20 protein-coding genes, 1 other RNA gene and 1 pseudogene are annotated in these 23,139 nt (G+C 56.1%); 7 read left to right on the plus strand and 15 right to left on the minus strand.

Annotated elements, in window-relative coordinates:
• Window positions 1–307: 307 nt before the first annotated feature.
• From CKW20_RS26840 to CKW20_RS30040, 3 genes and pseudogenes are all read left to right on the plus strand, one after another.
• A complete protein-coding gene (locus CKW20_RS26840) occupies window positions 308–1,789 on the plus strand; it encodes an AAA family ATPase (RefSeq protein ID WP_095055581.1) in 1,482 nt (493 codons plus the stop codon).
• Window positions 1,786–2,001, plus strand: a pseudogene (locus CKW20_RS30290) (HNH endonuclease); the annotation flags it as partial. The gene CKW20_RS26840 and the pseudogene CKW20_RS30290, both read left to right, overlap by 4 nt.
• A gap of 93 nt (window positions 2,002–2,094) precedes the next feature.
• Window positions 2,095–2,472, plus strand: a complete 378-nt coding sequence (locus tag CKW20_RS30040) for a hypothetical protein (protein WP_256585145.1) — start codon at window positions 2,095–2,097, stop codon at window positions 2,470–2,472.
• Window positions 2,473–2,834: 362 nt separating this feature from the next.
• On the opposite strand, the gene CKW20_RS26850 is transcribed toward CKW20_RS30040, so the two are convergent.
• From CKW20_RS26850 to CKW20_RS26900, 11 genes are all read right to left on the minus strand, one after another.
• Window positions 2,835–3,248, minus strand: a complete 414-nt coding sequence (locus tag CKW20_RS26850) for a hypothetical protein (protein ID WP_141228989.1) — start codon at window positions 3,246–3,248, stop codon at window positions 2,835–2,837.
• 79 nt (window positions 3,249–3,327) lie between these two features.
• Complete coding sequence (locus tag CKW20_RS26855) at window positions 3,328–4,224, minus strand: HNH endonuclease (RefSeq protein WP_095055584.1); 897 nt, start codon at window positions 4,222–4,224, stop codon at window positions 3,328–3,330.
• Between the two features lie 690 nt (window positions 4,225–4,914).
• Complete coding sequence (locus CKW20_RS26860) at window positions 4,915–6,171, minus strand: integrase domain-containing protein (protein WP_095055585.1); 1,257 nt, start codon at window positions 6,169–6,171, stop codon at window positions 4,915–4,917.
• A gap of 186 nt (window positions 6,172–6,357) precedes the next feature.
• Window positions 6,358–6,751: a transfer-messenger RNA gene (gene ssrA, locus CKW20_RS26865) on the minus strand.
• A gap of 95 nt (window positions 6,752–6,846) precedes the next feature.
• A complete protein-coding gene (locus CKW20_RS26870; RefSeq protein ID WP_095055586.1) occupies window positions 6,847–7,113 on the minus strand; it encodes a hypothetical protein in 267 nt (88 codons plus the stop codon).
• Window positions 7,114–7,514: 401 nt separating this feature from the next.
• Entirely contained in the window at window positions 7,515–7,787 is a 273-nt protein-coding gene (locus tag CKW20_RS26875) for a hypothetical protein (protein ID WP_095055587.1), read from the minus strand.
• Between the two features lie 128 nt (window positions 7,788–7,915).
• Window positions 7,916–10,726 carry an FAD-binding and (Fe-S)-binding domain-containing protein gene (locus CKW20_RS26880; RefSeq protein ID WP_095055588.1) on the minus strand — a complete coding sequence of 937 codons (2,811 nt, stop codon included), beginning with the start codon at window positions 10,724–10,726 and terminating at the stop codon, window positions 7,916–7,918.
• The gene (locus CKW20_RS26885) at window positions 10,723–11,394 is read right to left on the minus strand and encodes a lactate utilization protein (protein ID WP_095055589.1); all 672 of its coding nucleotides are present in this window, start codon (window positions 11,392–11,394) and stop codon (window positions 10,723–10,725) included. The genes CKW20_RS26880 and CKW20_RS26885 overlap by 4 nt, the downstream gene beginning before the upstream one ends.
• Window positions 11,394–12,848, minus strand: coding sequence for a LutB/LldF family L-lactate oxidation iron-sulfur protein (locus CKW20_RS26890; RefSeq protein WP_095055590.1), 1,455 nt, complete (start codon window positions 12,846–12,848; stop codon window positions 11,394–11,396). The genes CKW20_RS26885 and CKW20_RS26890 overlap by 1 nt, the downstream gene beginning before the upstream one ends.
• A complete protein-coding gene (locus CKW20_RS26895) occupies window positions 12,845–13,669 on the minus strand; it encodes a (Fe-S)-binding protein (RefSeq protein WP_018929467.1) in 825 nt (274 codons plus the stop codon). Before CKW20_RS26895 ends, CKW20_RS26890 begins: the two co-directional genes overlap by 4 nt.
• A gap of 151 nt (window positions 13,670–13,820) precedes the next feature.
• Window positions 13,821–15,512: a lactate permease LctP family transporter gene (locus tag CKW20_RS26900; protein ID WP_095055591.1), complete on the minus strand. Its 1,692-nt coding sequence runs from the start codon at window positions 15,510–15,512 to the stop codon at window positions 13,821–13,823.
• A 262-nt stretch (window positions 15,513–15,774) separates the two neighbouring features.
• Here CKW20_RS26900 and CKW20_RS26905 point away from each other — a divergent pair, with 262 nt between their 5' ends.
• On the plus strand, window positions 15,775–16,542 hold the full coding sequence (locus CKW20_RS26905; protein ID WP_030128095.1) for a GntR family transcriptional regulator: 768 nt from the start codon (window positions 15,775–15,777) through the stop codon (window positions 16,540–16,542).
• 60 nt (window positions 16,543–16,602) lie between these two features.
• On the opposite strand, the gene smpB is transcribed toward CKW20_RS26905, so the two are convergent.
• Window positions 16,603–17,085: an SsrA-binding protein SmpB gene (smpB, locus tag CKW20_RS26910; protein WP_095055592.1), complete on the minus strand. Its 483-nt coding sequence runs from the start codon at window positions 17,083–17,085 to the stop codon at window positions 16,603–16,605.
• 118 nt (window positions 17,086–17,203) lie between these two features.
• Here smpB and CKW20_RS26915 point away from each other — a divergent pair, with 118 nt between their 5' ends.
• Genes CKW20_RS26915 through CKW20_RS26925 form a run of 3 tightly spaced genes read left to right on the plus strand, consistent with a single transcriptional unit; the run spans window position 17,204 to window position 19,356 of the window.
• Complete coding sequence (locus tag CKW20_RS26915) at window positions 17,204–18,607, plus strand: sodium-dependent transporter (RefSeq protein ID WP_095055593.1); 1,404 nt, start codon at window positions 17,204–17,206, stop codon at window positions 18,605–18,607.
• Window positions 18,608–18,614: 7 nt separating this feature from the next.
• A complete protein-coding gene (locus CKW20_RS26920) occupies window positions 18,615–19,049 on the plus strand; it encodes a type II toxin-antitoxin system RatA family toxin (RefSeq protein ID WP_095055594.1) in 435 nt (144 codons plus the stop codon).
• On the plus strand, window positions 19,042–19,356 hold the full coding sequence (locus tag CKW20_RS26925) for an RnfH family protein (protein WP_095055595.1): 315 nt from the start codon (window positions 19,042–19,044) through the stop codon (window positions 19,354–19,356). Before CKW20_RS26920 ends, CKW20_RS26925 begins: the two co-directional genes overlap by 8 nt.
• Before the next feature lie 467 nt (window positions 19,357–19,823).
• On the opposite strand, the gene CKW20_RS26930 is transcribed toward CKW20_RS26925, so the two are convergent.
• From CKW20_RS26930 to CKW20_RS26940, 3 genes are all read right to left on the minus strand, one after another.
• A complete protein-coding gene (locus CKW20_RS26930; RefSeq protein ID WP_095055596.1) occupies window positions 19,824–20,282 on the minus strand; it encodes a hemerythrin domain-containing protein in 459 nt (152 codons plus the stop codon).
• A gap of 274 nt (window positions 20,283–20,556) precedes the next feature.
• On the minus strand, window positions 20,557–21,114 hold the full coding sequence (locus CKW20_RS26935) for a DUF2231 domain-containing protein (protein WP_095055597.1): 558 nt from the start codon (window positions 21,112–21,114) through the stop codon (window positions 20,557–20,559).
• Between the two features lie 2 nt (window positions 21,115–21,116).
• Window positions 21,117–22,550: an ethylbenzene dehydrogenase-related protein gene (locus CKW20_RS26940; protein ID WP_218228019.1), complete on the minus strand. Its 1,434-nt coding sequence runs from the start codon at window positions 22,548–22,550 to the stop codon at window positions 21,117–21,119.
• Window positions 22,551–23,139 lie beyond the last annotated feature (589 nt).

The raw sequence follows: 23,139 nt of genomic DNA on the forward strand, positions 1-23,139 counted from the left end.
CGACCGGCTAAAATAGACCCTTAAGAGACCTTCGCCGTGGCATAGCCCAAGGCCCAAAGTATTACTGGGTCTGGGGCAGGTCATTCCATGCCCGCTGATGGGCGCCGGATCCGTGACCTGCGGTGAGCATCTTGCGATGCGCTGCGGTCAATCCGCCGAGTTCCCCCCTGATGAAAGGTTAGGCGACGAGCCGTAGGCTGCTGGTAGGGGGGTCGGTAAGATTGACGTACACTCGGTCATACCTGAAGCGGAACGAACGTAGTTACGGAATTTCCGATACTCCGCGAAGCTGAGACCTATCACGCCTATGCATTTACACAGTCTGACCTTGACCAATGTTCGGCAGTTCGAACAACGAACATTCGAATTTAAACCCGGCTTCAACTTGCTTGTAGGTGAGAATGGAGCCGGCAAGACAACGATCCTTCGCGGGCTGCTCGCGGCATTGGGTGGCGCACGGCAAATGGGGCGGCGCCCAAGACTGGAAGACGACGATATTCGACTGCGCACGCGTTGGGCGGAAGTCAATGCGGTGGTTCGGTCCGAGAACAACAAGCTTGAACAGTTTAAGTTTCAGAAGACGCTTTGGGAGCGTGCTAATCGTTCAGCTCGTCGAGGGAATCTTCCATTGGTTCTGCTCTACTCATCGAACGAAGCCATCTGTTCCGCGATGAAAATTAAACGCGCAACTCGTATCCGGGAGGTCGACAACGATCAGTTCCGGAGCAATGAAGAGTTTCTGTATGCGACCGAGAGAGATTTATCTCACGGGCCAACAGGAGCGAACGACACTCAGTTCGGAAACAGTCGGTCGGTGAGAGAGTTTGTTGGCAAAGTACTTTCCACATTCTCTCCTGACATGGATGCCTTCTATTGGCACTTCGAGCCTTATGACTGCTCTATCGTACCCGCAGGAGGGACAGAGAAGAGTTGGACCCTGGATGCAGAAACGCAAAAGCAAGCTCGACTTTTTGCTATGCGCAAGTTTCAGGAGGGCCGGACACGGAGGCGAGAGCGACCTTTCGATTGGCCTGACCAAGCAAAAGTGGTCCTGACACCCGAGATTCCGGAGCGCAAGCGCGGCGACAGGAACCTGCCCTATCTGCGTGAAATTTGGGAAGGTATGAAGTTTTCGTCAGAAGCCACACGAGAGTTTCTACTATCTTGTTCGTTGGAGGTGAAGCTCACTCCGCGAATCATGATCAATCGCAGCATTGGCACGCTCAGTCTTAAGCAGCTTTCCGATGGGGAGCAGCGGCTTTTTTCACTGTTCGTTGACATTGCGAGACAGCTGTCGATCAACCGCCCCAGCGATGCATTTGGTGAAGGTGAGGCGATTATCCTTATTGATGAAATTGACGTTCACCTTCATCCGAAGTGGCAACGCCGCATCGTTCCAGCGTTGGAGGACTTGTTTTCCAACTGTCAGTTTATTGCCACTACTCACTCGCCGTTTGTGATTCAGGCGGCCGGTCGCCAGCGGATTACATTCATCGAGCCGCATTCTTCAGCGGGGTTCTTGGGTGGGGGCAATAGCATCGAAGATATCGCAGAGGATATTCAAGGAGTTTCCCAACCTCAACGTAGCGTTCGTGCAGAAATATTGAGTTCTGCGGCAAAACGGTACTTCACGCTTCTTGAGATGCGAGCGGTAGACGCGCAGCAGGTAGAGTCAGCCGACTTGCGCGCCGCTGAAAGGTCCTACCGGGAGGCGAGCGAACCATTTACATCGGACCCCGCTTTACATGCCTTGCTTGAGGTCATGGTGATGCAAGGTAAAGCTCAGTGAGGCCTATTAGAAGGGGGGCAGCACCGAAGACATATGGGAAATATCAGGACGCCATTGGCGATCTAGAAGACTGCTTTGGCTGCTATTGCAGTTACTGCGAACGTCGTTTCCCTGCGCTTCTAGCTGTAGAACATGTATCACCGAAGAGTTCTGACACTGCACGTGCGACCGATTGGACCAATTTTCTTCTTGGTTGCGTTAACTGCAATTCAACGAAAGGCGATACGCCGACAAACGATCGAGACTTTCTTTGGCCGGACAAAGACAACACTCTGACGGCCATCGAATACGGAGCGGGAGGGCTAGTGGGACCTTCGCTAACCCTGGATCCTAAAATTGCGCCAAAGGCGGCTGCTTTGATAGACCTCGTAGGACTGGATCGCCATCCCGGCCAGCCTGCCGCCAAACAGCCCACCGACCGAGATAAGCGCTATCTGGAGCGGGAGGAGAAGTGGAGGCTTGCTCAACTCATGCGCGACAAGCTGACGCGTAACAACACTGACGACTTTCGAGATGTACTGGTCATGCTGGCTAAGGAGTCTGGATTTTTCAGTATCTGGATTGCCGCCTTTCACGATGACCCAGACATGCGCCGTCGGCTGGTCGAAGCTTATGTCGGAACCGCGAGAGACTGTTTCGAAAGTGATTGGACTCTCAAAGCCAGAGTTGGCGGCCATATCTAGTAGCGATGACCATGCACAACCAAATTATCTGCGACCGAAGGCTGGGGCAATATCATGCCCCTGGACGTCCGCTTCTGACCGAGGCTGTGTAAAAACGTTTTAGCGCAGGGTTGAGGTTCAGAACCAGAACGAAAATCGCGTTCCTACGCAAATTTCAGGTCTGCTGGTTAACCAAGGACTGCCAGATTTTACGTAGCAACGCAGACTTTAAAACGGTGCCTGCGTTTTTACACAGCCTGGGCCGATTGCTGCCTTACGCTAAGAGCAGTGATCGACCCAAAGAGGCTATTCGCTTCGTTCAGGTTGAGACGAGACCGCGTCATGCAGCCACCCAGTTACAAGTGAACGATTTAGACGTATTCTCAGGAAAACTCAATTCCAGATAAGGTCAATCGCGCAAATGGATCCCCAGATCCAAACACCCAACCTTCAGGCATGGTCGTTTTCCAGCCACGTTGTTTATCCAGCCGATCTTTTTCTTCTTCTGAAATAAGAACAATCGCAAGATGCCTCTCGATCATCTTTTCCACATCTTCGATCATCTTGCCTTCTTGATACATTTTTATGCTTTGGTCACGGATGAGGACACACGGCACAATGTGCTCTCTATACTTTCCTCCGCTTGATGATTTTCCGCATATCAGCCACTCATCAGGTATTACGTGTTCAAAAATTCTGGTGCTACCAACCCTACTTTCTTCCCAATGATCACGAAATATTTCCGCAAGTCTTTTTATAGCTCTCTGCTTCTTTTCTGGTTGCGTATGCTTAGTCATATTAGTTACCATTTTTTGCGTCTAACACACGACTTGTTCATTTTTCTTAATAAGGAGTCGAGCGCAGGCCTATTTTCATTTAGTTATTAAAAACCACCTTTTTTAACTCGCTAATGCTTGGCATGGGGCTCATTCGGTGAATGATTCGATGACAATTTGAGCAAACTACAGCCAGCTCGCTAAGCTTTGTTTTAGTATTGCGATCTGACTTGTGCAGAGGGGTGAGGTGGTGGACTTCACAGAATTTTTCACCATGCTCTCCGTATACCTTTTCAAAGTTGAAGCCACAAACCTCACAGCACAGTGCACCAGTTGCGGCCAAAACCGCTGCTCTCTTCTTTTTGACGATGGTGCTGTTTCTCTCACGACGAAAATGTGAGACTAGTCGAGGATTCCCCTCTGATCCAAACGCTTCCGCATCCACGTCTGGCAGTCTATCGGGCTTGGTGTCTCGTTCAATCAGGAGAAGGACCTTATCGACTAACTCCGCACTTTCTGGCTTGTCCGCGTACCAGACATTGCTTTGACCAATACCTCCTTTCACCGCGCGCGGGATCATGAACTCGCGTTCGTAAGCAGGCAGTAACCTAGCATCGCCAGCAGATGCTGAAATTCGATAGACTTCTATTTCATTTTTTTTGTGGGTTTTTGATGGCTTACTAATCCGCTGGCGCTCGCGATAAACGGTTGCGTTCTTGTACCAACCGACCACTGCTGTGCCGCCACTATCTGGTCCGGCAGTCCATACAACAGTTACGCCACCTGCATATTCCTCGCCCTTTTTGGCCCCTAACTTTTCGACACTGATGCGACCGGTAGACTGAACGTATCCATAGACTTTTCCATTTGCATTGGTAAAGTTGCAGACCTCATGCCCAATCGAATCATTATTGTACGAGCCGCCTCGCTGGATAGAGTCCCCATCTATGCCGTCGTAGCGTTCCATCCAGCCAATATTGCAGAATATTATCGGCATAAATTTTCCTTGGTATCTAAGTTAGCGCTAATGAGCAGCCCGTGGTGCATGGAACGTCCTGAGAGCCAAAATAGCGGATTTAATCACCGTTTAAGCAGTCTTTGACCATTTTCTTGGGGAGCTCGACGCATAGTAGTGCGCTGTTTGCAAAGGTACGGCAGTTGTATGCCATAGCGGAAAGTCCCTTTTGCGTGGTGGATCAACCAGCATTGAGACTAGCGTAGAGCAGGGAGGAGAAACAATGGGTGAGTCGCCCCGGACTTCCTAGATACTTGATGACCACTTCTGGCCGGTTTCTGCCTGCCGCGACTGAGCAGTATGGATCGGTTGCAGTCCTTCAGTGCTTGGCTGGCGCACTCGCGCTGAGTGGCATCCGCTGACACACATCAACTGCAAACGGCTGGTCAGCGCGAATGCAAATGACTGGTCAGTGGCAATGCAATTAGGTGGTCAAGTGAGATGCAATTACGCAGAGCCCATGCGAGTGGGAATGCGGAGCCTTCCCGCTCGCGTGGGCTTGGCCGAGAAAGCCCCAAGAGCGAGGCTTGCAACGGCGACAGTCGCCACTTCTGTCGCCATGCTGCAGGCCAGGTATTACATGGGTTGTCGCCGGTGTCGCCGCTGTCGCCAAATCAACCATCACTCTATCTGGAGAGTCATCCTCGGTTACCAGCGGCGACCGGTGAGCGCTCACCGTATCGGCACGACGTTGTGGTCCCTGGTTTGATTGATCGCAGATGCCGACAGGTTGCCAGTGGACGCTTTCTGGATGTGCTCACTCCACCAAGCCATCATCGGACGCCGGCGCTCGATGTAGTCCGCTCGATTGTAAGCGCTTCGGACTTCGTCCTTGTCGACATGCGCCAGCGCGACTTCGATGAGCTCCGGATCCCACCCATGCTCGTTCAGGATGGTGCTGGCCATGGAGCGCATGCCGTGGCTGACCAAGCGGTCCTGGAAGCCCATGCGTTTCAACGCCATGTTGGCGGTCTGGCTATTGGCGTGGGTGCGCGGATTTCTATCTGCCGGGAACACGTATTCCCTGTGACCACTGTGGGGCTTGAGCGCCTCCAGTAACGCGAGTGCCTGTTCGGTCAGCGGGATGGTGTGCGGACGACGCTTCTTCATGCGCTCCGGCGGGATGGTCCAGGTGCGTTTGTCGAAGTCGATGTCTGCCCATCGGGTGGTGGCCGCTTCGGCAGGGCGGGTCATGGTATGCAGTTGCCATTCGATCAGGCAGCGGGTGATCCGCTTGATGCTGGCATTCGCGATTTCGATCATGAGCTCGGAAAGCTCGTCTGGTCGTAGCGCGGCCATGTTCTCTTTCTTGGGCTTCTTGAATACCGCTCGAATACCACTGAGGGGGTTAGAGAAAATCAGCCCGGAGTTTACCCCGTAGGTCATGATCTCGTTGAGCCGTTGGCTGAGTCGCTTCACTGTCTCGAGACTGCCTTTGGCTTCGATGGGACGAAGGAGCTTGATGACCATCGGGGCGCTGATCTGCGAGAGAGGCGTCGTTTTCATGTCTGGAAAAACATGCAGCGTTAGCGAGCGCCAAATGTCTTCGGCATATGCTGGCGTCACGGAGTCCTTCTTTAGCTCGAACCAGGCGGTGGCCACCTTCTCGAAGGTGTGCTCGGTCTCAGCGAGTTTGGCTTGCCTTACCTCATCGCGTTGAGCTTTGGGATCAATGCCCAGAGCGAGCAACTCACGCGCTTCTGCGGCTTTCTTCCGGGCGTTGGCTAACGAGAGGTCGGGGTATGGACCGAGTGCCATATTGATACGGCTTCTGGTCAACGGTTCGCGGTAATTGAAATTCCACATCATCGAGCCGCTGGCGCGTACTCGAAGCTGTAGGCCGTCGCCGTCGCTAAGGACGAAGTCTTTACCAGTTGCCTTGACCGCCTTGAGCTGGCGATCGGAGAGACGGGTTGCTTGAGTAGGCATGGGAGCTACCTCGGGCACCGTTTTGGTATCCTAAAAATAGCACCGGGTAGCCCGGGATACCACCTGGGATACCAAACCGTCTGGAACTCCAAAAACCTCGTTGGCCCCCAGTAGCCCTTAAACCCTTGATTTCACTGGATTTCAGGCACAAAAAAAGACGTCCGTGGACGTCTTTAGATGTTGAAGTGGTGGAGCCGGGGGGATTTGAACCCCCGTCCGCCAGTACTCCGCTGTCGGTACTACATGCGTAGCCGTGTCTATTAAGTTAACCCTCAGCGACCCGACGGGCAGGGTGCTTTGGGCGAGTTGTGTAAGTTTTAGCCGCTTCGTCCACAACGTACTGCACGGCGATTCTGTTCTATATGACAATCACTTTGGGTTTACAGACATCCCCTGATGATTGCTGGACCCGAAGGTACCAGGAGGGAAGGGCTAAGGCTGCTTACGCAGCGAGAGCGTATTCCCCGTAGGTTTCGTCATTGGCAACTATAGAAAGTTGCAACAGTGGATTTACGAGTTCTGTTACCAACTCGGCATGCACCTAAAGTTTCGCAACCGGCGTCGAATCCTAAACGGCCCCGAGCCTGTTGCTCTGTGAATCAAAGTGAGCAACAAGCACGCGCAGTGTACGCCAACACGGCTCAGAAGGCCAACCCGAAGGTTGTCCATCGCAGGCTATGGGTTGGCTTGGTTAGCGAGTGACAAACCCTGTGTGGCCTCGGTGACACATTTTTTGTCGTCCCCAGAGGCTTGTGAAGCTTCGGCGCTGGACAGCAGTCTTTTGATCTCCATTGCGGTGTTTGTGGAGGTCGCTGGCAGTGAAGTCACCTTGTTTTTGAGCTCTTGCAGCTTGCTCGTACACAGGTTGTTGTCCGCAGCAAATACGGGAGAGGCCAACATTGCAGCAGAAATGAACAGACCAGCTAGTGCGGTACTTTTCATGGATATCTCCTTGAACTGATGATCTCGGTGCTGCCGTATGAGCGGGCGGCTCGGCCGAGGTCGGAAAATAAGCCACGATTGATGAGGCCTACTTAAAAGACTACGGCGCAGGGCAGTAATTCGGTTTTGGCAGAAAGGCTATGAAAAAGCTGTTTGATAGAAGCAAAGGGGTACACTTGCCTCTTTTCACTGGTGGCTTCTTACAAGGCCTCGCTCCTATGGACTTCGCGCCTCTCACGGATTTGCGCAGGGTGTCGAGTTTTTTCACCGCGATGCGGGCGGTGCACGCATGACCAAACTCCAGATGCAACAAAACCCGCATTTGGCGGGTTTTGGTTTGCTTCATATTGGTTGGTACCGGGGGGCCACTAGGTCAACCCGAAGATTGGCCTTGTGCTGGATTACTTCCCGCCTTTGTTCGCGTTCTTGAGTTGCTGGATAGTTTGTTCGGTCTCGGCTATGCAATCATCAGTCCCTTCCTTGGTGCCTTTTGCCTGATCGGCTTTGGCTTTCGTGACGCTTTCCATTACCTGATCAGTCATCTCTGGAGGAGTCTGTGCCTTGGCATTTTCGATGGTTTTCAAGTTGACCGCACAGAGGTCTTCGGCGGCAAACGAGGGAGACGCCAGCATTGAGGCAGTAACGAACAGACCTAACAGTACAGAACGTTTCATGTGTATCTCCTTGAACTGAGGGTCCAGACATCGCTGGCCATCAGGACGGGCTGCCAATTTTGGGACGGTCCCACGTTTGCGGGACTTGATCAGTGGACTGCGGCGGTGCGTCAGGGTTCTATTTTTCTTCAGTTCGCCCTGGCCTGCGTCACTCGATCCACCAGATAGACCAGCCCGTGGTAGTCAATTCCGCCGTGTTGCGTCAGACCAATCTCACAGGTGCGGCTGGTGGAAATCCCCTCACTGCATTGCTGTACCGCGTCCTTGAGCGTGCGTAACGAATGGGCATTCAATTCTGGGGTGGTGAAGCCCTTGTCACCGGCAAAACCGCAGCAGTGAATGCCTTCCGGAACGACCACGTTTTTACTGCATTTGCGCGCAAGATCAATCAACGCCTGGCTCTCGCCAAGATGCTGAGTGCTGCACGTGACATGCACCGCGATCGGCGCCTCCTGAGGGGTGAAATCGAGACGATCCATCAAGTGAGTGCGGATGAAACGCACCGGGTCGTACAGGTCCAGTCGCACATCGCCCAAGTCCTGAACCAGCCGCAAAGTGCAGGGGCTGGTGTCGCAATAGATTGGGTCGAGCCCGCCGCGGCTGGCGTGCAGCAGTGCGCCGATCAGTTCCTGGCGCTTGTGTTCGGCCTGTTCGGCGTAACCCTTCGAGGCGAATGGCTGACCGCAGCAGAGGTTGTCCTGATTGTCCGGAAAAACGACCTGGTAACCGGCCTTTTCCAATAGACCACGGGTTTTTTCGTACAGCGACATTTGCTCTTTATCGCCCGCTGCCGGGCCCATGACCCGCGACACACAGGCCGCCAGGTACACCACCCGAGGCCGCTCGTCCGACACCGTGGGGCTGAAACGGATGGCTCTTTCCGGCTGTGGCATGGCGTTGGTCCATTGCGGAACCTGGCCCTTGGACAGCCGTGTAAGCGATGCCGAAAGCTTCGCCAGGCGTGGCGCTCCCAACAGCATCCGCGCACCGTTGGCGACGTGCAGGGTGAAGCGCGCGCCTTGCAACGCGGTGGCGAAATTTCCTTCGATCCAATTGGCGGTTTTCGTATGCGTTGCCTTACGGCCACGGAGTTTTTTTACCAGCTCGCCGGTATTGATTCCCACAGGGCAACGTTGTGCACACAGGCCGGTGGCGGCGCATGTGTCGATCCCTTGGTATTCGTAGGCTTGTTCCAGTTCGGCGGTGTCTGTGCCAGCGCGTTTTTTCGCTTGAATGTCACGCCAGATCACAATGCGCTGGCGTGGGCTCAGCGTCAGGCCTTTCGACGGGCACACCGGTTCGCAGAAGCCGCATTCGATGCACTTATCCACAATCTCATCGGCAGCGGGCAACGGTTTCAGGTGCTTGAGGTGGATCTGCGGATCGTCGCTGAGCACCACATCCGGGTTGAGAATGCCGTTGGGGTCGAGCAGGCGTTTGAGCTGCCACATCAACTGGTAAGCATCGCTGCCCCATTCCAGTTCGACGAAGGGCGCCATGTTGCGACCGGTGCCGTGTTCGGCCTTCAGCGAGCCGCCGAATTCAACGGCCACCAAGTGCGCCACGTCGTCCATGAACGCTTGGTAGCGTGCAATTTCTTCCGCACTGTTGAAACCTTGAGTGAAGACGAAGTGCAGATTGCCTTCCAGGGCGTGTCCGAAAAGGATTGCTTCGTCGTAGTGATGTTTGTCGAACAGCTCGATCAAGCGGTTCACGCCGATGGCCAGTTGTTCCACCGGGAAGGTCACGTCTTCGATGATTACCGTGGTGCCGGTTTTGCGCACCGCGCCGACGGCAGGGAAGGTGTCCTTGCGGATCGCCCAGAGCCGGGCGTTTTCCGCCGGGTCTTCGGTGAAGTCGACTTGCTTCTCTACCGGGAACCCAGTCAGTGACGCCATGATTTGCGTCAGTTGTTCCTGGAGCAAAGTGGAAGAGGCGGCGCGGGATTCGATCAGCAGGGCGCAGGCATTGGTCGACAGTTGTTGTACGAAAGCAGGCATGCCGGGCTTGTCCTGCACCGAGCGCAGGCTGCGACGGTCCAGCAGTTCCACCGCCGAGACGGGTTGGCTTTTCAGCACGGTGACTGCGTTGCAGCAGGTTTCTACATCCGGGAACACGATCAGCGCCGACGCCTTGTTCGGGTGGTCGATCACCGTGTCGTAGGTCACCGCGCTAATGAACCCGAGTGTGCCTTCGGAGCCCACCAGCAAGTGGCTCAAGATATCCACAGGCTCGTCGAAATCCACCAGCGCATTGAGTGACAGGCCAGTGGTGTTTTTCAGACGATATTTGTGGCGAATTTTCGCAGCCAGGTCGGCATTGCCGCGGGTCTCGCGGCCCAGCGTTGCCAGACGTTCCAGCAACTCGGCATGGCTCTCACGGAAGGTTGTGACACTGGTGGGGTCTTCGGTATCGAGACGGCTGCCATCGGCCAGTACCAGACGAATTCCGGCCAATGTGTGATAGGTGTTCTGCGCTGTGCCGCAGCACATGCCGCTGGCATTGTTGGCGACGATGCCGCCGATTTTGCAGGCATTGATCGATGCCGGGTCTGGGCCGATCTTGCGACCGAATGGTGCCAGCCAGGCGTTGGCCTGGGCGCCGATCACGCCCGGTTGCAGACGGATTTGCGTGCCCTGACCTCGGATTTCGCGACCGTTCCAGTTATCTCCCAGCACGATCAGCACCGAATCGCTGATGGCCTGGCCTGACAGGCTGGTACCGGCGGCGCGGAAGGTCACCGGGACTTTATCCCGTTGCGCCAGTTTGAGCAGTGCCACCACTTCGTCTTCGGATTCGACGCGTATCACCAGTTTCGGAATCAACCGGTAGAAACTGGCGTCGGTGCCGAACGCCAAGGTCGACAGCGGATCGTCGAATCGTCGCGTTTCAGGGATCAGTTGCTGTGCATCTCGCAGGAAAGCTGCCGGTAGACTCATTGGTCCTCCAAAATCAGAACCACCAGGTCTTTCGGGCCGTGAGCGCCGTAAGCCAGTACCTGCTCGATGTCGGCAGTCTTCGACGGACCGGACACCAGCAACGCGTTGGTCGGCATGCCTTGAGCCCATTCGAACTCCTGCTGCACCTGATAAAAGTTGTCGCGAATTTCGCTTGCCTTGAGCAGGGCGAAATGCACCGGCGGCACCAGGCTCATCAGGCGCGGTTCTTCCCGCGTTGGCCAGATAATCAGGCTGCCTGTCGCAGCGATTGCGCCGAGGGTGGTGGTCAGGCTGGCCGGGGTGTCGTTGAACAACTCGGCTTTCCATTCCTCGACCGGACGGTCGTAGGCTTTGAGCGCTGGCAGGCCAGGATTTTTCGCCCAATGCTCGGTGATGCGTTGACCGTGAGGTGTTGTCGGTGCAATCAGCAGGCTCGGCAACTGGCGATCCTGCAGCAGTTGCCCCAGCAATTCGGGCCAGCCATCTCCGGATGTCAGATGAATTTCGGTGTGCACCGCTTCCATCAATTTGCGCAGTTGCGGGATGCGCTGCTCAGGCGTGTAGGTGTAGGGCTCTGTCACCAATTCGACATCGAAATTGTCAGCCACCGGCGTGGTGCCTGTCAGACTGTTGCGCAATTTGCCGAGGATATTTTGCTTGGCGCTCATCAGCGGTCTCCCTGTTTGGCCAGATGCTCGCGGGCCATGTCATGCAGTGAGCGGGCGGCGGGTTTTGGTGCGCTGTGGTTCTGGGTCCACGGGCCGACGTTGCTCGGGGTCAGCGCGCGCAGGCGAGTGGCGAAGAAGCCGAACCAGCGATAGAGCGTTGGCGAGCTGTTGAGCTTTGCCCAGGCGTTCCAGATAAAGCGTTCTTTGCGCGAGTACTTGCTGCCTTGGCCGCGCATCACTTGATGCGGGCTGTCCGGCGCTTTGACGTTCTCTTCCCGTAGGCGACGTAGCAATGCAGGGATCGGAATTTTTACCGGGCAGACTTCACCGCAAGCGCCGCATAACGAAGACGCACTCGGGTGATCGGGGACTTTCGCCAGGCCGACCATGTGTGGGGTGATGATTTTTCCGATAGGCCCAGGGTAAACCTCCCCATAGGCATGGCCGCCGATTCGGGTGTAGACCGGGCAATGATTCATACAGGCGCCGCAGCGGATGCAGTTCAGGGTCTGGCGCAGTTCACTGTCGGCAAAGGCTTGGCTGCGACCGTTGTCGAGCAATACCAGATGCACTTCCTGTGGGCCGTCGAGCTCATGTTCCTTGCGCGGCCCCGAGATCATGTTGACGTAGGTGGTGATCGGTTGGCCGAGGGCCGAACGGGTCAGCAGCGACAACAGCGGTACAACGTCCCGCAGGTTCTCGACGACTTTCTCGATGCCGGTGACGGCAATGTGTACGGGCGGCACGGTGGTCGACATGCGCCCGTTGCCTTCGTTTTCCACCAGCAGCAAGGTGCCGGTTTCGGCCACGGCGAAGTTGACGCCGGAGACGCCGATGTCAGCTTCAAAGAATTTCTGTCGCAAGACTTTGCGACCGATCTGAATGAGTTGGTCAACGTCCTTGGTGTACTCCACGCCAAGTTTGTCGTGGAACAAGGACGCGACCTGACCGGCATTCTTGTGGATCGCCGGCATAATGATGTGTGAAGGCTTCTCGTGGTCGAGCTGGACGATAAATTCGCCCATGTCCGACTCCAGGCATTCAATGCCTTGAGCCGCGAGGACATGGTTCATCTCCATCTCTTCGCTGACCATCGATTTGCCCTTGATCACTTGCCGCGCCTCGTGAGCACGGATGATCGATAAGACGATGCCATTGGCCTCGTCCACCGTTTCCGCCCAGTGCACTGTCACACCGTTGCGGGTCAGGTTCTGTTCAAGCTGCTCGAGCAGGTCGGGCAACTTGGATAAAGCACGGGCGCGGACAGCATTGCCCAGCGCTCGCAAATGTTCTCGCTCAAAGGCATCGCTGAAGGACGCTGCCCGTTTGCTCATTAGTGAATCCATCGCGCTGCGAAAGTTGTTTCGCAGTTGCGTGTCAGCCAAAGCCTTGTGAGCCCGGGCGCGAAAATCTTCTTCTACGGCAACTGTAGGAATAATCGTGGAAGTGCTCATCGGGCACCTCCGGTACGTTGCCAAAGGAAGCTGGCTAGATGCTGACCGCGTAACGCTTCCTGCTGTTTCTCCAACGAGCCATTGATGTTCATCAGGCAACCGCAGTCGGCACTGAGTACCTTGTGCGCGCCGGATTCCTTCAGCGCCCGGGTCTTGTCAGCCACCATCGCGCCGGAAATATCTGGCATACGGACGCTGAAAGTCCCACCAAAGCCACAGCATTCACTTTCGTGGCTATGGTCGACTCGCTCCACATTGCTTAACTGCGCCAACAACTCACGGCCGTGCAGGTGGGTGTTCATTTCACGGCGTGCCGAACACGACGTGTGCAGCGCCACTTTGACCGGCTCACCGCTGTCCTTGAGCTGCACCTTGCAGACAAACAGCAGAAACTCGGCCAGCTCATAAGTCCGGGCGGCCAGGGCTTGAACCTGTTTCAGCGTTTGCGGCTCGTCCTTGAACAAGTCGGCGTAGTGTTCGCGCAACATGCCCGCGCAAGACCCCGACGGCACCACCACCGGATAGTCGCCGGCAAACAGCGCCAATTGCGAGCGCGCCACGGTCCGGGCCTGTTCGGTGTAACCCGAGGTGTAGGCCGGTTGTCCGCAGCAGCTTTGCCCTTGCGGGTATTCGACACGAATGCCTTCGCGTTCCAGCAGATGAATCGCGTCCATCCCGGCTTCCGGGTAGAACAAATCCACCACGCAAGTCCCGAACAGGTAGACCCGTGACGGTTTCTCGCTGGGGTATTGCCGAGGCTCGGGCAGTGGCGGGGCGACGCGGGTCGCATTCGGCACTGCGTTGTAAAAAAGCTCGCTCATCAGGCGTGTCTCCGGGTGGTCCCGGTTATCCGTCCGCTGAGGCTGCTGAATATAGAGAGGGAAGCTTTCAGCAGCCTTGCAGACCCGGTTGTGAATAGCTGACGCCGGGGGCGTAACCCGGCGTCGGTTTTTTCCGTGTCGCGTGTAGTTCTTAGTGCACCAGCATGCCGGTGAACCAGTAGGCCTGAGCCAACGTGATCAGGCCGACGATCGTTGCAAAGAATAGGCTGTGCTTGAGGGTGAAGCGGAACAGATCCGATTCCTTGCCCACCAGCCCGGTCGCGGCGCAGGCCACGGCGATCGATTGCGGCGAAATCATCTTGCCAGTCACGCCGCCGCTGGTGTTCGCCGCCACCAGCAAGGTGTCGTTGACGCCGATCTGGTGCGCGGTGGTTGCTTGCAGCGAACTGAACAGTGCGTTGGACGAAGTATCGGAACCGGTCAGGAACACGCCGAGCCAGCCGAGAAATGGCGAGAAGAACGGGAATGCCGCGCCGGTGCCTGCGAGTACCAGAGCCATGGTCGATGACATGCCCGAGTAATTGGTGACGAAGGCAAAGGCCAGCACCATGCCGATGGACAAAATCGGCCAGCGCAGTTCGTAGACGGTCTCTTTAAAAGTGGTAAGACCAGTTTTTAGATTGATCTTCAGCACCAGCATCGAGATCAGCGCAGAGAAGAAAATCGCCGTGCCGGTCGCGGAAATCGGATCGAGTTTGAACACCGCCGGAATCGCCGTCGGGGCGGTCACGATTGGGGCGACCTTGATCACCATTTGATCCAGATGCGGAATCGCGAAGTTGAACACCCAGCCATACATCGAGCCGCCCGCAGCGAACATGGCCTTGAACGGTTTCAGCGTCCAGATCGTGACCAGCACGGTGAGGATCAGGAACGGCGACCAGGCTTTGAAAATTTCCCCCAGGCTGTAAGGCGAAGGCACGGTGGTGCGCGGTTGGCCGAAACCACCAGTGCTGGCCACCACGGAAGCCGAGACGGCGCCGACGATGTGGGCGCCAGCGGCGCGTTTTGGCTGCCAGATTTTCAGGAATAGCGTCAGGGAAACCAGGCTGGCCAGCGCCGAGGTGATGTCCGGCAGTTCCGGGCCGATGAAGTTCGAGGTGAAGTATTGGGTGACGGCGAAGCTCAAGCCGGCCACCAGAGCCGCCGGCCAGGTTTCCCGAACGCCGCGCAGGCCGTCCATCATGAACACCAGCCAGAACGGCACGAACAGCGACAGCAATGGCAGTTGGCGACCGGTCATGGCGCCGATCTTGAACGCGTCAATGCCGGTGACTTGCCCGGCGACGATAATCGGAATCCCCAATGCGCCAAAGGCTACCGGCGCAGTGTTGGCGATCAGGCACAGGCCGGCAGCGTACAGTGGGTTGAAACCCAGTCCCACCAGCAGCGCGGCGGTAATCGCTACCGGTGCGCCGAAACCGGCGGCACCTTCCAGGAAGGCGCCGAAGCAGAAACCGATCAGCAGCACTTGCAGGCGTTGGTCATCGGTGATCGACAGCACTGAGCTGCGGATCACTTCGAACTGGCCACTTTTGACCGTCAGTTTGTAGAGGAACACCGCTGCCACGATGATCCAGGCAATCGGCCACAAGCCGTAGGCGAAGCCATATCCGGCTGCCGCGAAGGCCATATCGACCGGCATCTGGAACGCGAAGATTGCCACGGCAATCGACAGCGCCAGGGTAATGCTGCCGGCCACGTGGCCTTTGAGGCGGAACACGGCCAAAGCCAGGAAGAAAAATACGATGGGAATGACGGCCGCGAGTGCGGAGACGCCGAGACTGCCGAGCGGGCTGTAGAGCTGTTGCCAGGTTTGCATATGGGGTGGCCCCTAATTGTTGTTGGTCAGGCACTGGTCAGCGTTCTTGGATAATTGGTAATACCAATTTACAATCGCTGTTGGCTAGGGTAAAAGCCTTGTATGCGGTGTGTCAATTTGCCGCCCTAAAACTTTTGTCGAATGAGCGGTGCAGAACGCATCTGATCTGTTCGATCTAGCGTCGCCTGGTAGGTGCTGACACAGCGCCGATAGGCCAGAATAGAGAGCCCGGCGAGCCGTCGGGATCGTGGAGAATTGAGTGATGGGGTTTGATCAGATTCGGCAGCGCCGTTTGTCTGACGATATTGTCGAGCAACTCGAGGGGATGATTCTCGAGGGCACGTTGAAGGCTGGAGAGCGTCTGCCGGCAGAGCGTGCCTTGGCCGAGCAGTTCGGCGTGTCACGCCCTTCGTTGCGCGAAGCGATTCAGAAACTGGCCGCCAAAGGATTGCTGGTCAGCCGTCAGGGCGGCGGTAACTATGTGGTGGAATCCCTGGGCTCGACGTTCAGTGATCCACTGTTGCATCTGCTGGAAAGCAACCCCGAGGCCCAGCGTGATTTACTGGAGTTTCGTCATACGCTGGAAGCATCCTGTGCTTACTACGCGGCATTGCGCGCCACGGACGTGGATCGCGAGCGGCTGACGGCGGCGTTCGACGAATTGCAGGACTGCTATTCGCGCCATGACGAGGTGGGTCGGGCGGAGGAGGGCGCGGCGGATGCGAAGTTTCATTTGGCGATCGCCGAGGCCAGTCATAACGCAGTGCTGCTGCACACCATTCGTGGTCTGTTCGACCTGCTCAAGCGCAATGTCGTGACCAACATCGGCGGCATGTACAAACAGCGCGCTGAAACCCGCGACATGTTGATCGCTCAGCACAGAGAATTGTATCTGGCGATTATCGAAGGTCGGGCAGAGCAGGCACGAGAGGTTTCCAGTCGGCACATTTTGTATGTGCAGGAAGTGCTGGAAGAGGTGCGTCAGGAAGTGCAGCGCGTGGCTCGGGCGGAGCGGCGCAAGGGGATGTAGTCAGTTAGTTCTGTAAACGATCGTTCCCACGCAGAGCGTGGGAACGATCAGGTCGAAAGATTAATCTTCCTTACCCTTGTTGCGCACCGCACGCTGCAATTCACGACCGGCGTCGCGTTCGCGTTCGGTATCACGCTTGTCGTATTCCTTCTTGCCCTTGCCCAGAGCGATCTCGCACTTGACCATGTGCTTGCTCCAGTACCAGGACAGGCACACGCAGGCGTAACCCTTTTGCTGCACGGCAGCGGCCAGCTTTTCCAGCTCGCGCCGGTTGAGCAGCAATTTCCGCGTGCGGGTCGGATCAGCGATGACGTGGGTGCTGGCGGTCGTCAGGGGCGTAATGTGGCTGCCGAGCAGCCAGGCCTCGCCATCCTTGAGCAGTACGTAACTGTCAACCAGTTGTAGCTTGCTTGCCCGCAAACTTTTTACTTCCCAGCCGGCCAGGACCAGACCAGCCTCGAACTTATGCTCGATGAAGTAATCGTGTCGCGCCTTTTTGTTTTGCGCGATGGTCCCTGTTGGGTGTTTCTTCTGTTTAGCCATAGGGGCGGCATTATAGGGAGTTGCAAGCGAGTCGGCTACGGTGACGCTACGTGCTTGAGCAGGTTGATTGAATCCCGGACAATGCGGCCTCTTTTTTGAACGCTTGGGCGTGATAACGATGTCGACAGACAAGGTTTCTGTCCACGGCAGTTGGGCTAGCCGCTGGGTCTTCATACTCGCCGCGACCGGTTCGGCCGTGGGGCTGGGTAGCATCTGGAAATTCCCTTACATGGTCGGCGTCTACGGTGGCGGAGCCTTCGTGCTGATGTTCCTGGCCTGTATCGCGCTGATCGGTGTGCCCGTCATGTTGGCCGAAACCCTGATCGGCCGACGCGCACGGCAGAGCCCGGCGAATGCCTTGAAGGTCCTGGCGCTGGAGGCGGGGCATTCGGCGAAGTGGTCCTGGGGCGCGTTTGCCGGGATGATCACGGCGTTGCTGATTCTGTCTTTCTATAGTGTGGTGGGCGGCTGGTCGCTGGATTACATCATCGACATGGGGCGTGGCGACTTCCAGGGCGCGACACCTGATCAGGTCGGCGCGTACTTCGGCAATGTGATCGCTGATCCATGGCGCCTGACACTTTGGCACACGATTTTCATGCTCCTCTCCGCCGTGGTGATCGCCAAAGGCGTGGTCGCCGGTCTGGAGCGCAGCTTGCGGATCATGATGCCGCTGCTGTTCGTGATGATCCTTGTGTTGCTGGGTTACAGCATGACCACGGGCCATTTCATGGAAGGCGTGCATTTCATGTTCGACTTCCATCCGGAAAAAGTGCTCGACGGCTTGCTGCCGGCGATGGGGCACGCTTTCTTTTCCCTAAGTGTGGGCGTCGGTTCGATCATGATCTACGGCGCTTATATGCCGAAGAGTTCCTCGATTTCCGGGACTGTGGTCGGCGTGGCACTGCTCGATACCTTCGTTTCCCTGGTGGCGGGTCTGGCATTGTTTCCGATTGTGTTCGCTGCCGGCCTGAACCCGAGCGAAGGCCCTGGCCTAATGTTCGTCAGCCTGCCATTTGCCTTTGGCAACGTAGCGTTCGGCCAGTTGATGGGCGTAGTGTTCTTCGTGCTGGTAGCAATTGCGGCCTGGAGTTCGGCGATTTCCCTGCTTGAACCGATGGTGGCTTACCTGGTTGAGCGCACGAAGATCAGTCGTGCCTGGGTCACCTTCTGGCTGGCGTTCATTTGCTGGTTCGTTGGTCTGGGTACCGTGTTTTCCTTCAATATCTGGAAGGAAGCCAAGTTTTTCGTGAACGAAGGCGGGATGTTCCATCTCTACCAATGGGGGGCTGCCGGTGGCCTGGACTTCTTTGGTGTGATCGATTTCTTCACCTCGCGGATCATGTTGCCACTCGGTGGTTTGTGTTTCGTGGTGTTTGCGGGCTGGGTGATGGGGCGTGAAGCGGTGCGCGACGAGTTGTCGATCCGCCGTCCGGTGCTGTTCGCCCTGTCCCTGTTCTTGATGCGCTATGTGGCGCCCATCGGCATTCTTGTAGTGTTTGCCGCCCAGCTGTGGAAGTAACGCTGACATGACGACACACATTCAACGTTCAGCCCTACTGCCTTACCCGGCACAAGCGCTGTATGACCTGGTCAACGACGTGGCCCGCTATCCGGAATTCCTGCCATGGTGTTCGTCAGCCGAGGTTCTGGAAAGCTCTCCCGAGCTTATGCGTGCCAGCGTCGGCGTGGCCAAGGGCGGGCTCAGCCAGCATTTCGTGACACGCAACACCCTGGTGCCCGGGCGTTCGATCGAGATGAACCTCGAGGAAGGTCCGTTCAGCCAGTTGCACGGCGTCTGGGTGTTCAAGCCGTTGGGCGAAAAGGCCTGCAAGATCAGTCTGGATTTGTCATTCGACTATTCAGGACCGCTGGTGCGTGCGACGTTGGGACCTTTGTTCAATCAGGCAGCAAATACGCTGATGGACGCGTTTTGCCAGCGTGCGAAACAGATGCATGGTTGAGGTCGTGATTAAGGTCGAAGTGGTATATGCCGCCGTTGATCGTCAGGTGTTGCTTACCGTAACCGTGCCGGTGGGCACAACAGTGCGAGATGTGTTGCTCAACTCCGGCTTGAATAGCGAATTCCCTGAGCTGGATCTGACCAGTTGTCCGGTTGGAATCTTTGGCAAAGTGATCGCTGATCCGGCCAATCGTCCGGTTCAGGCAGGGGATCGCCTCGAGATTTACCGGCCGTTGCTGGCTGATCCGAAAGAAGTTCGCCGGTTACGTGCCGCCAAGGCTGCCGAGGCCAAAGCCCGGAATCAGTGATCCGGTTGTAACAAAAAGCCCCGATGAAATATTTCCCCTGCCTGGGATATATAGTTAGGTCTTTTTCACACAATTGCTGCATCAATATACCCCTCTCTGAGGGGTATTTTTTTATCCGAAAAAGATGAGAGATTGCCTCGGGCCAAGTATGTCAAAGCCATGAGTGGCGACATATGCAACGGAGTACTCCAGAGCAACAAGACGACAATGGTTGAAAGCAACATCCGAGCAACATAGTCTGTCAAAATGGCTAACTCATGGATTTTATGGTGTTTTGTTTTTTAAAGCGCCATTGGACCATGTTCACTGCTGCATTTCGGTGTTTTTCAAGGTGGTTATCGCGTCCACCATAGTGCTATGTGACCTTCACAACCACGGACAACTCGATGAGTCCATGAAGCTCGGGCAAATTACTTGGTATCACGTACTAAGCAGTAGCTAAATTTTAAAGCCTATGGTGAGTTCCATTAATGCCATTGACGCTTTATTTCCTGCCACTGGTTGTCTGACAGCCACTTATCCGCCACAGGAAAGAAAATATTTTCCTCAGCGTCCATATGATCGTAATATTTTTTGATGAAGTCATCGACAGTGTCAGTAATCACTCTCGTTTCCTGAGTTGTGTCCTCCAACATCTTCAGCTGTCCAGCAATGCGCCCAAATGCCTGATGATCTCGCTCGATATCGTTGACCCGTGGATGGATCGGTGCTTCAGTCGCTAGCAAGGCCAGCCGAATAAGTTCTTCATTTTCATGGTGGTGTCGCTCTGCATCACCATGCAAGGCTTCCAGCATCTTGAATAACGGCTTGCAGTCATCAACATCATCGGATTCATGCCTCAGCTTCTTCAGCAACTCTTTGATCTTATTGATTTTTATAGCCACCTCATGATGATAGGCCTGAAGTTCTTTCAATAAAACGTTCATATCAAATCCTCATCGCGACACCAAACTATTACAGATAAATGTCTTTAACCAGCAACCTCCAAGGACACCAAAATCTTTAAATTTCCATAGCTTTCAATATCTTGCCAAATGCACTTGGCAGCACTATTAACCTTTTGAGTATAGGCGAGCAAAAAACACTCACCCCAGGAAATTTTTCCATCCTTGGAAAAAATTGAAATATAAAGTGAGGGCAGTATTCACCCGCCCACCTTTTTCACTTGGCGCCGTCATCAGGCGCAGATACCTCGTCGGGTCAAGTCCTGGTGTCGGTGCGGCGCCCCCACAGCCCGAGCCCGATCAGCATCAGCGTGATCACCCCGAGCACCATCAGCGTGATATTGGGCAGGTAGAAGGTTGTGAAAACCTCCCAGCCAAGTAAACGCAGGGCACTCGAGAGCTCCGTATAGATGCCCACCAGGTGACCGCCGAGTGTGCCGGTGATGCCGAGGAGAACGCTGCCAAGGAACGCCAGGCCAGCCATGATCCAACGCGAAGACCTTTGCCACACGGCCTCGCCGCGCAGCCACCGCATTACCAGCAGCAAGGCCCAGTACGCCACTGTCCATGACGCGAGCAGTACATGGTTGCGCCCGAGCGGCGTTGACGAGATCGTTTCCCACGGCCACACCATAAGACCGATTGTGAAGGCCACGACACCCGAGATAAAAGCGATTGTCAGGAGCGGGACGAGTGCCCGATCAACTACCTTCGCCAGCGCACCGTCGGAGCATGCGCGCAACAGGATAGCCAGGGTCGCCGTCATCCAAAGGGCGATCGGGAAGTGAACGAGAACAGCATGATAGGCAGCCATGATCAGGCTCCTTGATTGCGCTTGAGCAATTGGTTCAGGGCAATGCCAAAACCGCCGATCAGCAGCACTCCGGCAAACAGCGTGAATAGCCATTGGCGACGGATTTGGTCGGCGAACTCCGCTTCGACACCGTAATGGGCGAGTTGGCTTTCGCTGTGGCGATACCTGACCGGCACGCCTGTCTTGATGTCCTCGGCGCCCGCATGCTTGGCGCTGTTGAGCATGGGCCAGCTGACTTGGCCGGGGTAGAACAGCGTTGCCGTGTGCCACGGCTGATTCCACGTCGGTTGGTCGCCGTCGAAACGGCTGGCGACCAAGTCGGCCTCGCGGCTCAGGCCCAGCGTGATCGGTAGCGAGATGTAGTGCCAGCGGCTGCCGAGCGCGTCTCGGTGGACGGAGAAGGCAAGGTTGTAGACCCGCTTGTCGAGCAGGATCTTGTCGTCCATCGGGTTGCCGGTGTCCATGCTGCGCCTGAGGGTCACCTCCCAGAAGCCGTCTTTCCAGCGTCCCCTGCCGAACACCTTGATGTCGGCATGGGACCCATCTCCTCGACGTAACAGACGGCGCGGAATGGTGTCTCCGTCCTTCCACGCATGGGTCGCGTCGAAGGGCACCGCAGTGTCTTCACTGATGTAATAGACATCGTCGAAGCCGAGCTTGCGCTGTATGAGATCGTCCCAGTTCAGCGCCCTACGGTTGGTTTTCTGCAGATCCAGCATGAATTTGGGCTGCTTTTTCTCGGCGTCCCAGTTCTCGCTGAAGGGGCCATTGCCAGCGTCGCCGGATCGGACTTCGAATATGTACTCATCGTCGGAGGCATTGATCGGGTTCGAGCGATGCGCCCGCCAATGCCACAAATCGAGGAAGTATCCACCCTTGCGCAGGGCTGCCAGTTCGTCCTCCGGGACGACTGAACTCCAGTCGCCGATGTCCTTGCGGGTCGCCGGCAGATGCTTGCGGACCTCGACCTGATTTCGCTTCTGGCCAAGATAGGGATGGGCCTTCACCTCCTCGGGCTTGGCCTCGTTGGTGAAGAACCGCATGTGGTCGCCGATGGTGATGTAGCCGCCATAGCGGGCGAACTCAGGCACGCCGCCGTCGTCCACCATCATGGCCACGCGGTCCTCATAGATGCCCTGTGCCTGGGGGCCGGGCACACTGGCGCCGTATTGGACCCATTTGCCGCCCTCGAACTTCATCATGTCGTGATAGATCGAAGGCTGCCGTGCCGGCCACCGGTAGCGGAAAAACATGTCCCGGCCGTTGTAGGCGGCCATAACCTGAAACGGCATGGTCAACTCATCGGGGATATAGATGTTGCGGGCGATGTCGTTCTTGATGACGCCCGTGCCGTGAGTCAACCAAGACACGAGAAGTGCCCCGAGGAACAGAACCAAGGCGACACCGACGCCGGCGCGCCGCACCATGTTGTTCATTCTGGCCTCCGTACTGACAGGGACGAAACTTTTAGTCTTTTCCTGGTACCGACCTACAACAACATTGAGCAATGTGAATTCAACCCGGTTCTCGTGCCCAGATAAAACGTGTCCGGGAGGCAGTCATCGAATCGCGTGGCCACTCCGCCTCTTCGAAGACTATAGGCGAACATCTGCTTGCCGGCATACGGCATGCCGGAGCGACGGACTATCTATATAGGGTCGGTTGCAGTCTCTCAACGGTTGGCTGCCGAGCCACACCTGGCAGCCGCCAATTATCCCCCCAAGCTGCGTGCTCCTTACTATCGCGAGCGCAGGTGTGCTGATGCAGCCCGCGGTCGATTCTCTTTCTGGGGACAAAAAAAGGTTCTTCACGGAATCCCGGGAAACACAGAAACAAGAACGCCGATTTGATTGATGATGTTCGTGCGAGCAAACACATCTAACAAACCGGCGTTCTTAATGCGCGATATTAATACTTTCCTTCCTTTTTAGGAGGGCTTTTCTGTCGTCACGATCAAGCCTGATGGCGACGCGCTTCAGATCGACCTGATTCCCCACGCCACCCGATTCCCTTCCTGTAGCGGCT

Source organism: Pseudomonas sp. Irchel s3b2 (assembly GCF_900187445.1).
GTDB lineage: Bacteria > Pseudomonadota > Gammaproteobacteria > Pseudomonadales > Pseudomonadaceae > Aquipseudomonas.

What these genes read in the sequence shown, in the direction of transcription:
- CKW20_RS26915 (WP_095055593.1), top strand. Translation starts at nt 17,204, where the DNA reads ATGTCGACAGACAAGGTTTCTGTCCACGGCAGTTGGGCTAGCCGCTGG.
- CKW20_RS26885 (WP_095055589.1), bottom strand. Translation starts at nt 11,394, where the DNA reads ATGAGCGCCAAGCAAAATATCCTCGGCAAATTGCGCAACAGTCTGACA.
- CKW20_RS26850 (WP_141228989.1), bottom strand. Translation starts at nt 3,248, where the DNA reads ATGACTAAGCATACGCAACCAGAAAAGAAGCAGAGAGCTATAAAAAGA.
- CKW20_RS26900 (WP_095055591.1), bottom strand. Translation starts at nt 15,512, where the DNA reads ATGCAAACCTGGCAACAGCTCTACAGCCCGCTCGGCAGTCTCGGCGTC.
- smpB (WP_095055592.1), bottom strand. Translation starts at nt 17,085, where the DNA reads ATGGCTAAACAGAAGAAACACCCAACAGGGACCATCGCGCAAAACAAA.
- CKW20_RS26855 (WP_095055584.1), bottom strand. Translation starts at nt 4,224, where the DNA reads ATGCCGATAATATTCTGCAATATTGGCTGGATGGAACGCTACGACGGC.
- CKW20_RS26875 (WP_095055587.1), bottom strand. Translation starts at nt 7,787, where the DNA reads ATGAAACGTTCTGTACTGTTAGGTCTGTTCGTTACTGCCTCAATGCTG.
- CKW20_RS26840 (WP_095055581.1), top strand. Translation starts at nt 308, where the DNA reads ATGCATTTACACAGTCTGACCTTGACCAATGTTCGGCAGTTCGAACAA.
- CKW20_RS26860 (WP_095055585.1), bottom strand. Translation starts at nt 6,171, where the DNA reads ATGCCTACTCAAGCAACCCGTCTCTCCGATCGCCAGCTCAAGGCGGTC.
- CKW20_RS26930 (WP_095055596.1), bottom strand. Translation starts at nt 20,282, where the DNA reads ATGAACGTTTTATTGAAAGAACTTCAGGCCTATCATCATGAGGTGGCT.
- CKW20_RS26880 (WP_095055588.1), bottom strand. Translation starts at nt 10,726, where the DNA reads ATGAGTCTACCGGCAGCTTTCCTGCGAGATGCACAGCAACTGATCCCT.
- CKW20_RS26925 (WP_095055595.1), top strand. Translation starts at nt 19,042, where the DNA reads ATGGTTGAGGTCGTGATTAAGGTCGAAGTGGTATATGCCGCCGTTGAT.
- CKW20_RS26890 (WP_095055590.1), bottom strand. Translation starts at nt 12,848, where the DNA reads ATGAGCACTTCCACGATTATTCCTACAGTTGCCGTAGAAGAAGATTTT.
- CKW20_RS26870 (WP_095055586.1), bottom strand. Translation starts at nt 7,113, where the DNA reads ATGAAAAGTACCGCACTAGCTGGTCTGTTCATTTCTGCTGCAATGTTG.
- CKW20_RS26940 (WP_218228019.1), bottom strand. Translation starts at nt 22,550, where the DNA reads ATGAACAACATGGTGCGGCGCGCCGGCGTCGGTGTCGCCTTGGTTCTG.
- CKW20_RS26895 (WP_018929467.1), bottom strand. Translation starts at nt 13,669, where the DNA reads ATGAGCGAGCTTTTTTACAACGCAGTGCCGAATGCGACCCGCGTCGCC.
- CKW20_RS26920 (WP_095055594.1), top strand. Translation starts at nt 18,615, where the DNA reads ATGACGACACACATTCAACGTTCAGCCCTACTGCCTTACCCGGCACAA.
- CKW20_RS26905 (WP_030128095.1), top strand. Translation starts at nt 15,775, where the DNA reads ATGGGGTTTGATCAGATTCGGCAGCGCCGTTTGTCTGACGATATTGTC.
- CKW20_RS26935 (WP_095055597.1), bottom strand. Translation starts at nt 21,114, where the DNA reads ATGGCTGCCTATCATGCTGTTCTCGTTCACTTCCCGATCGCCCTTTGG.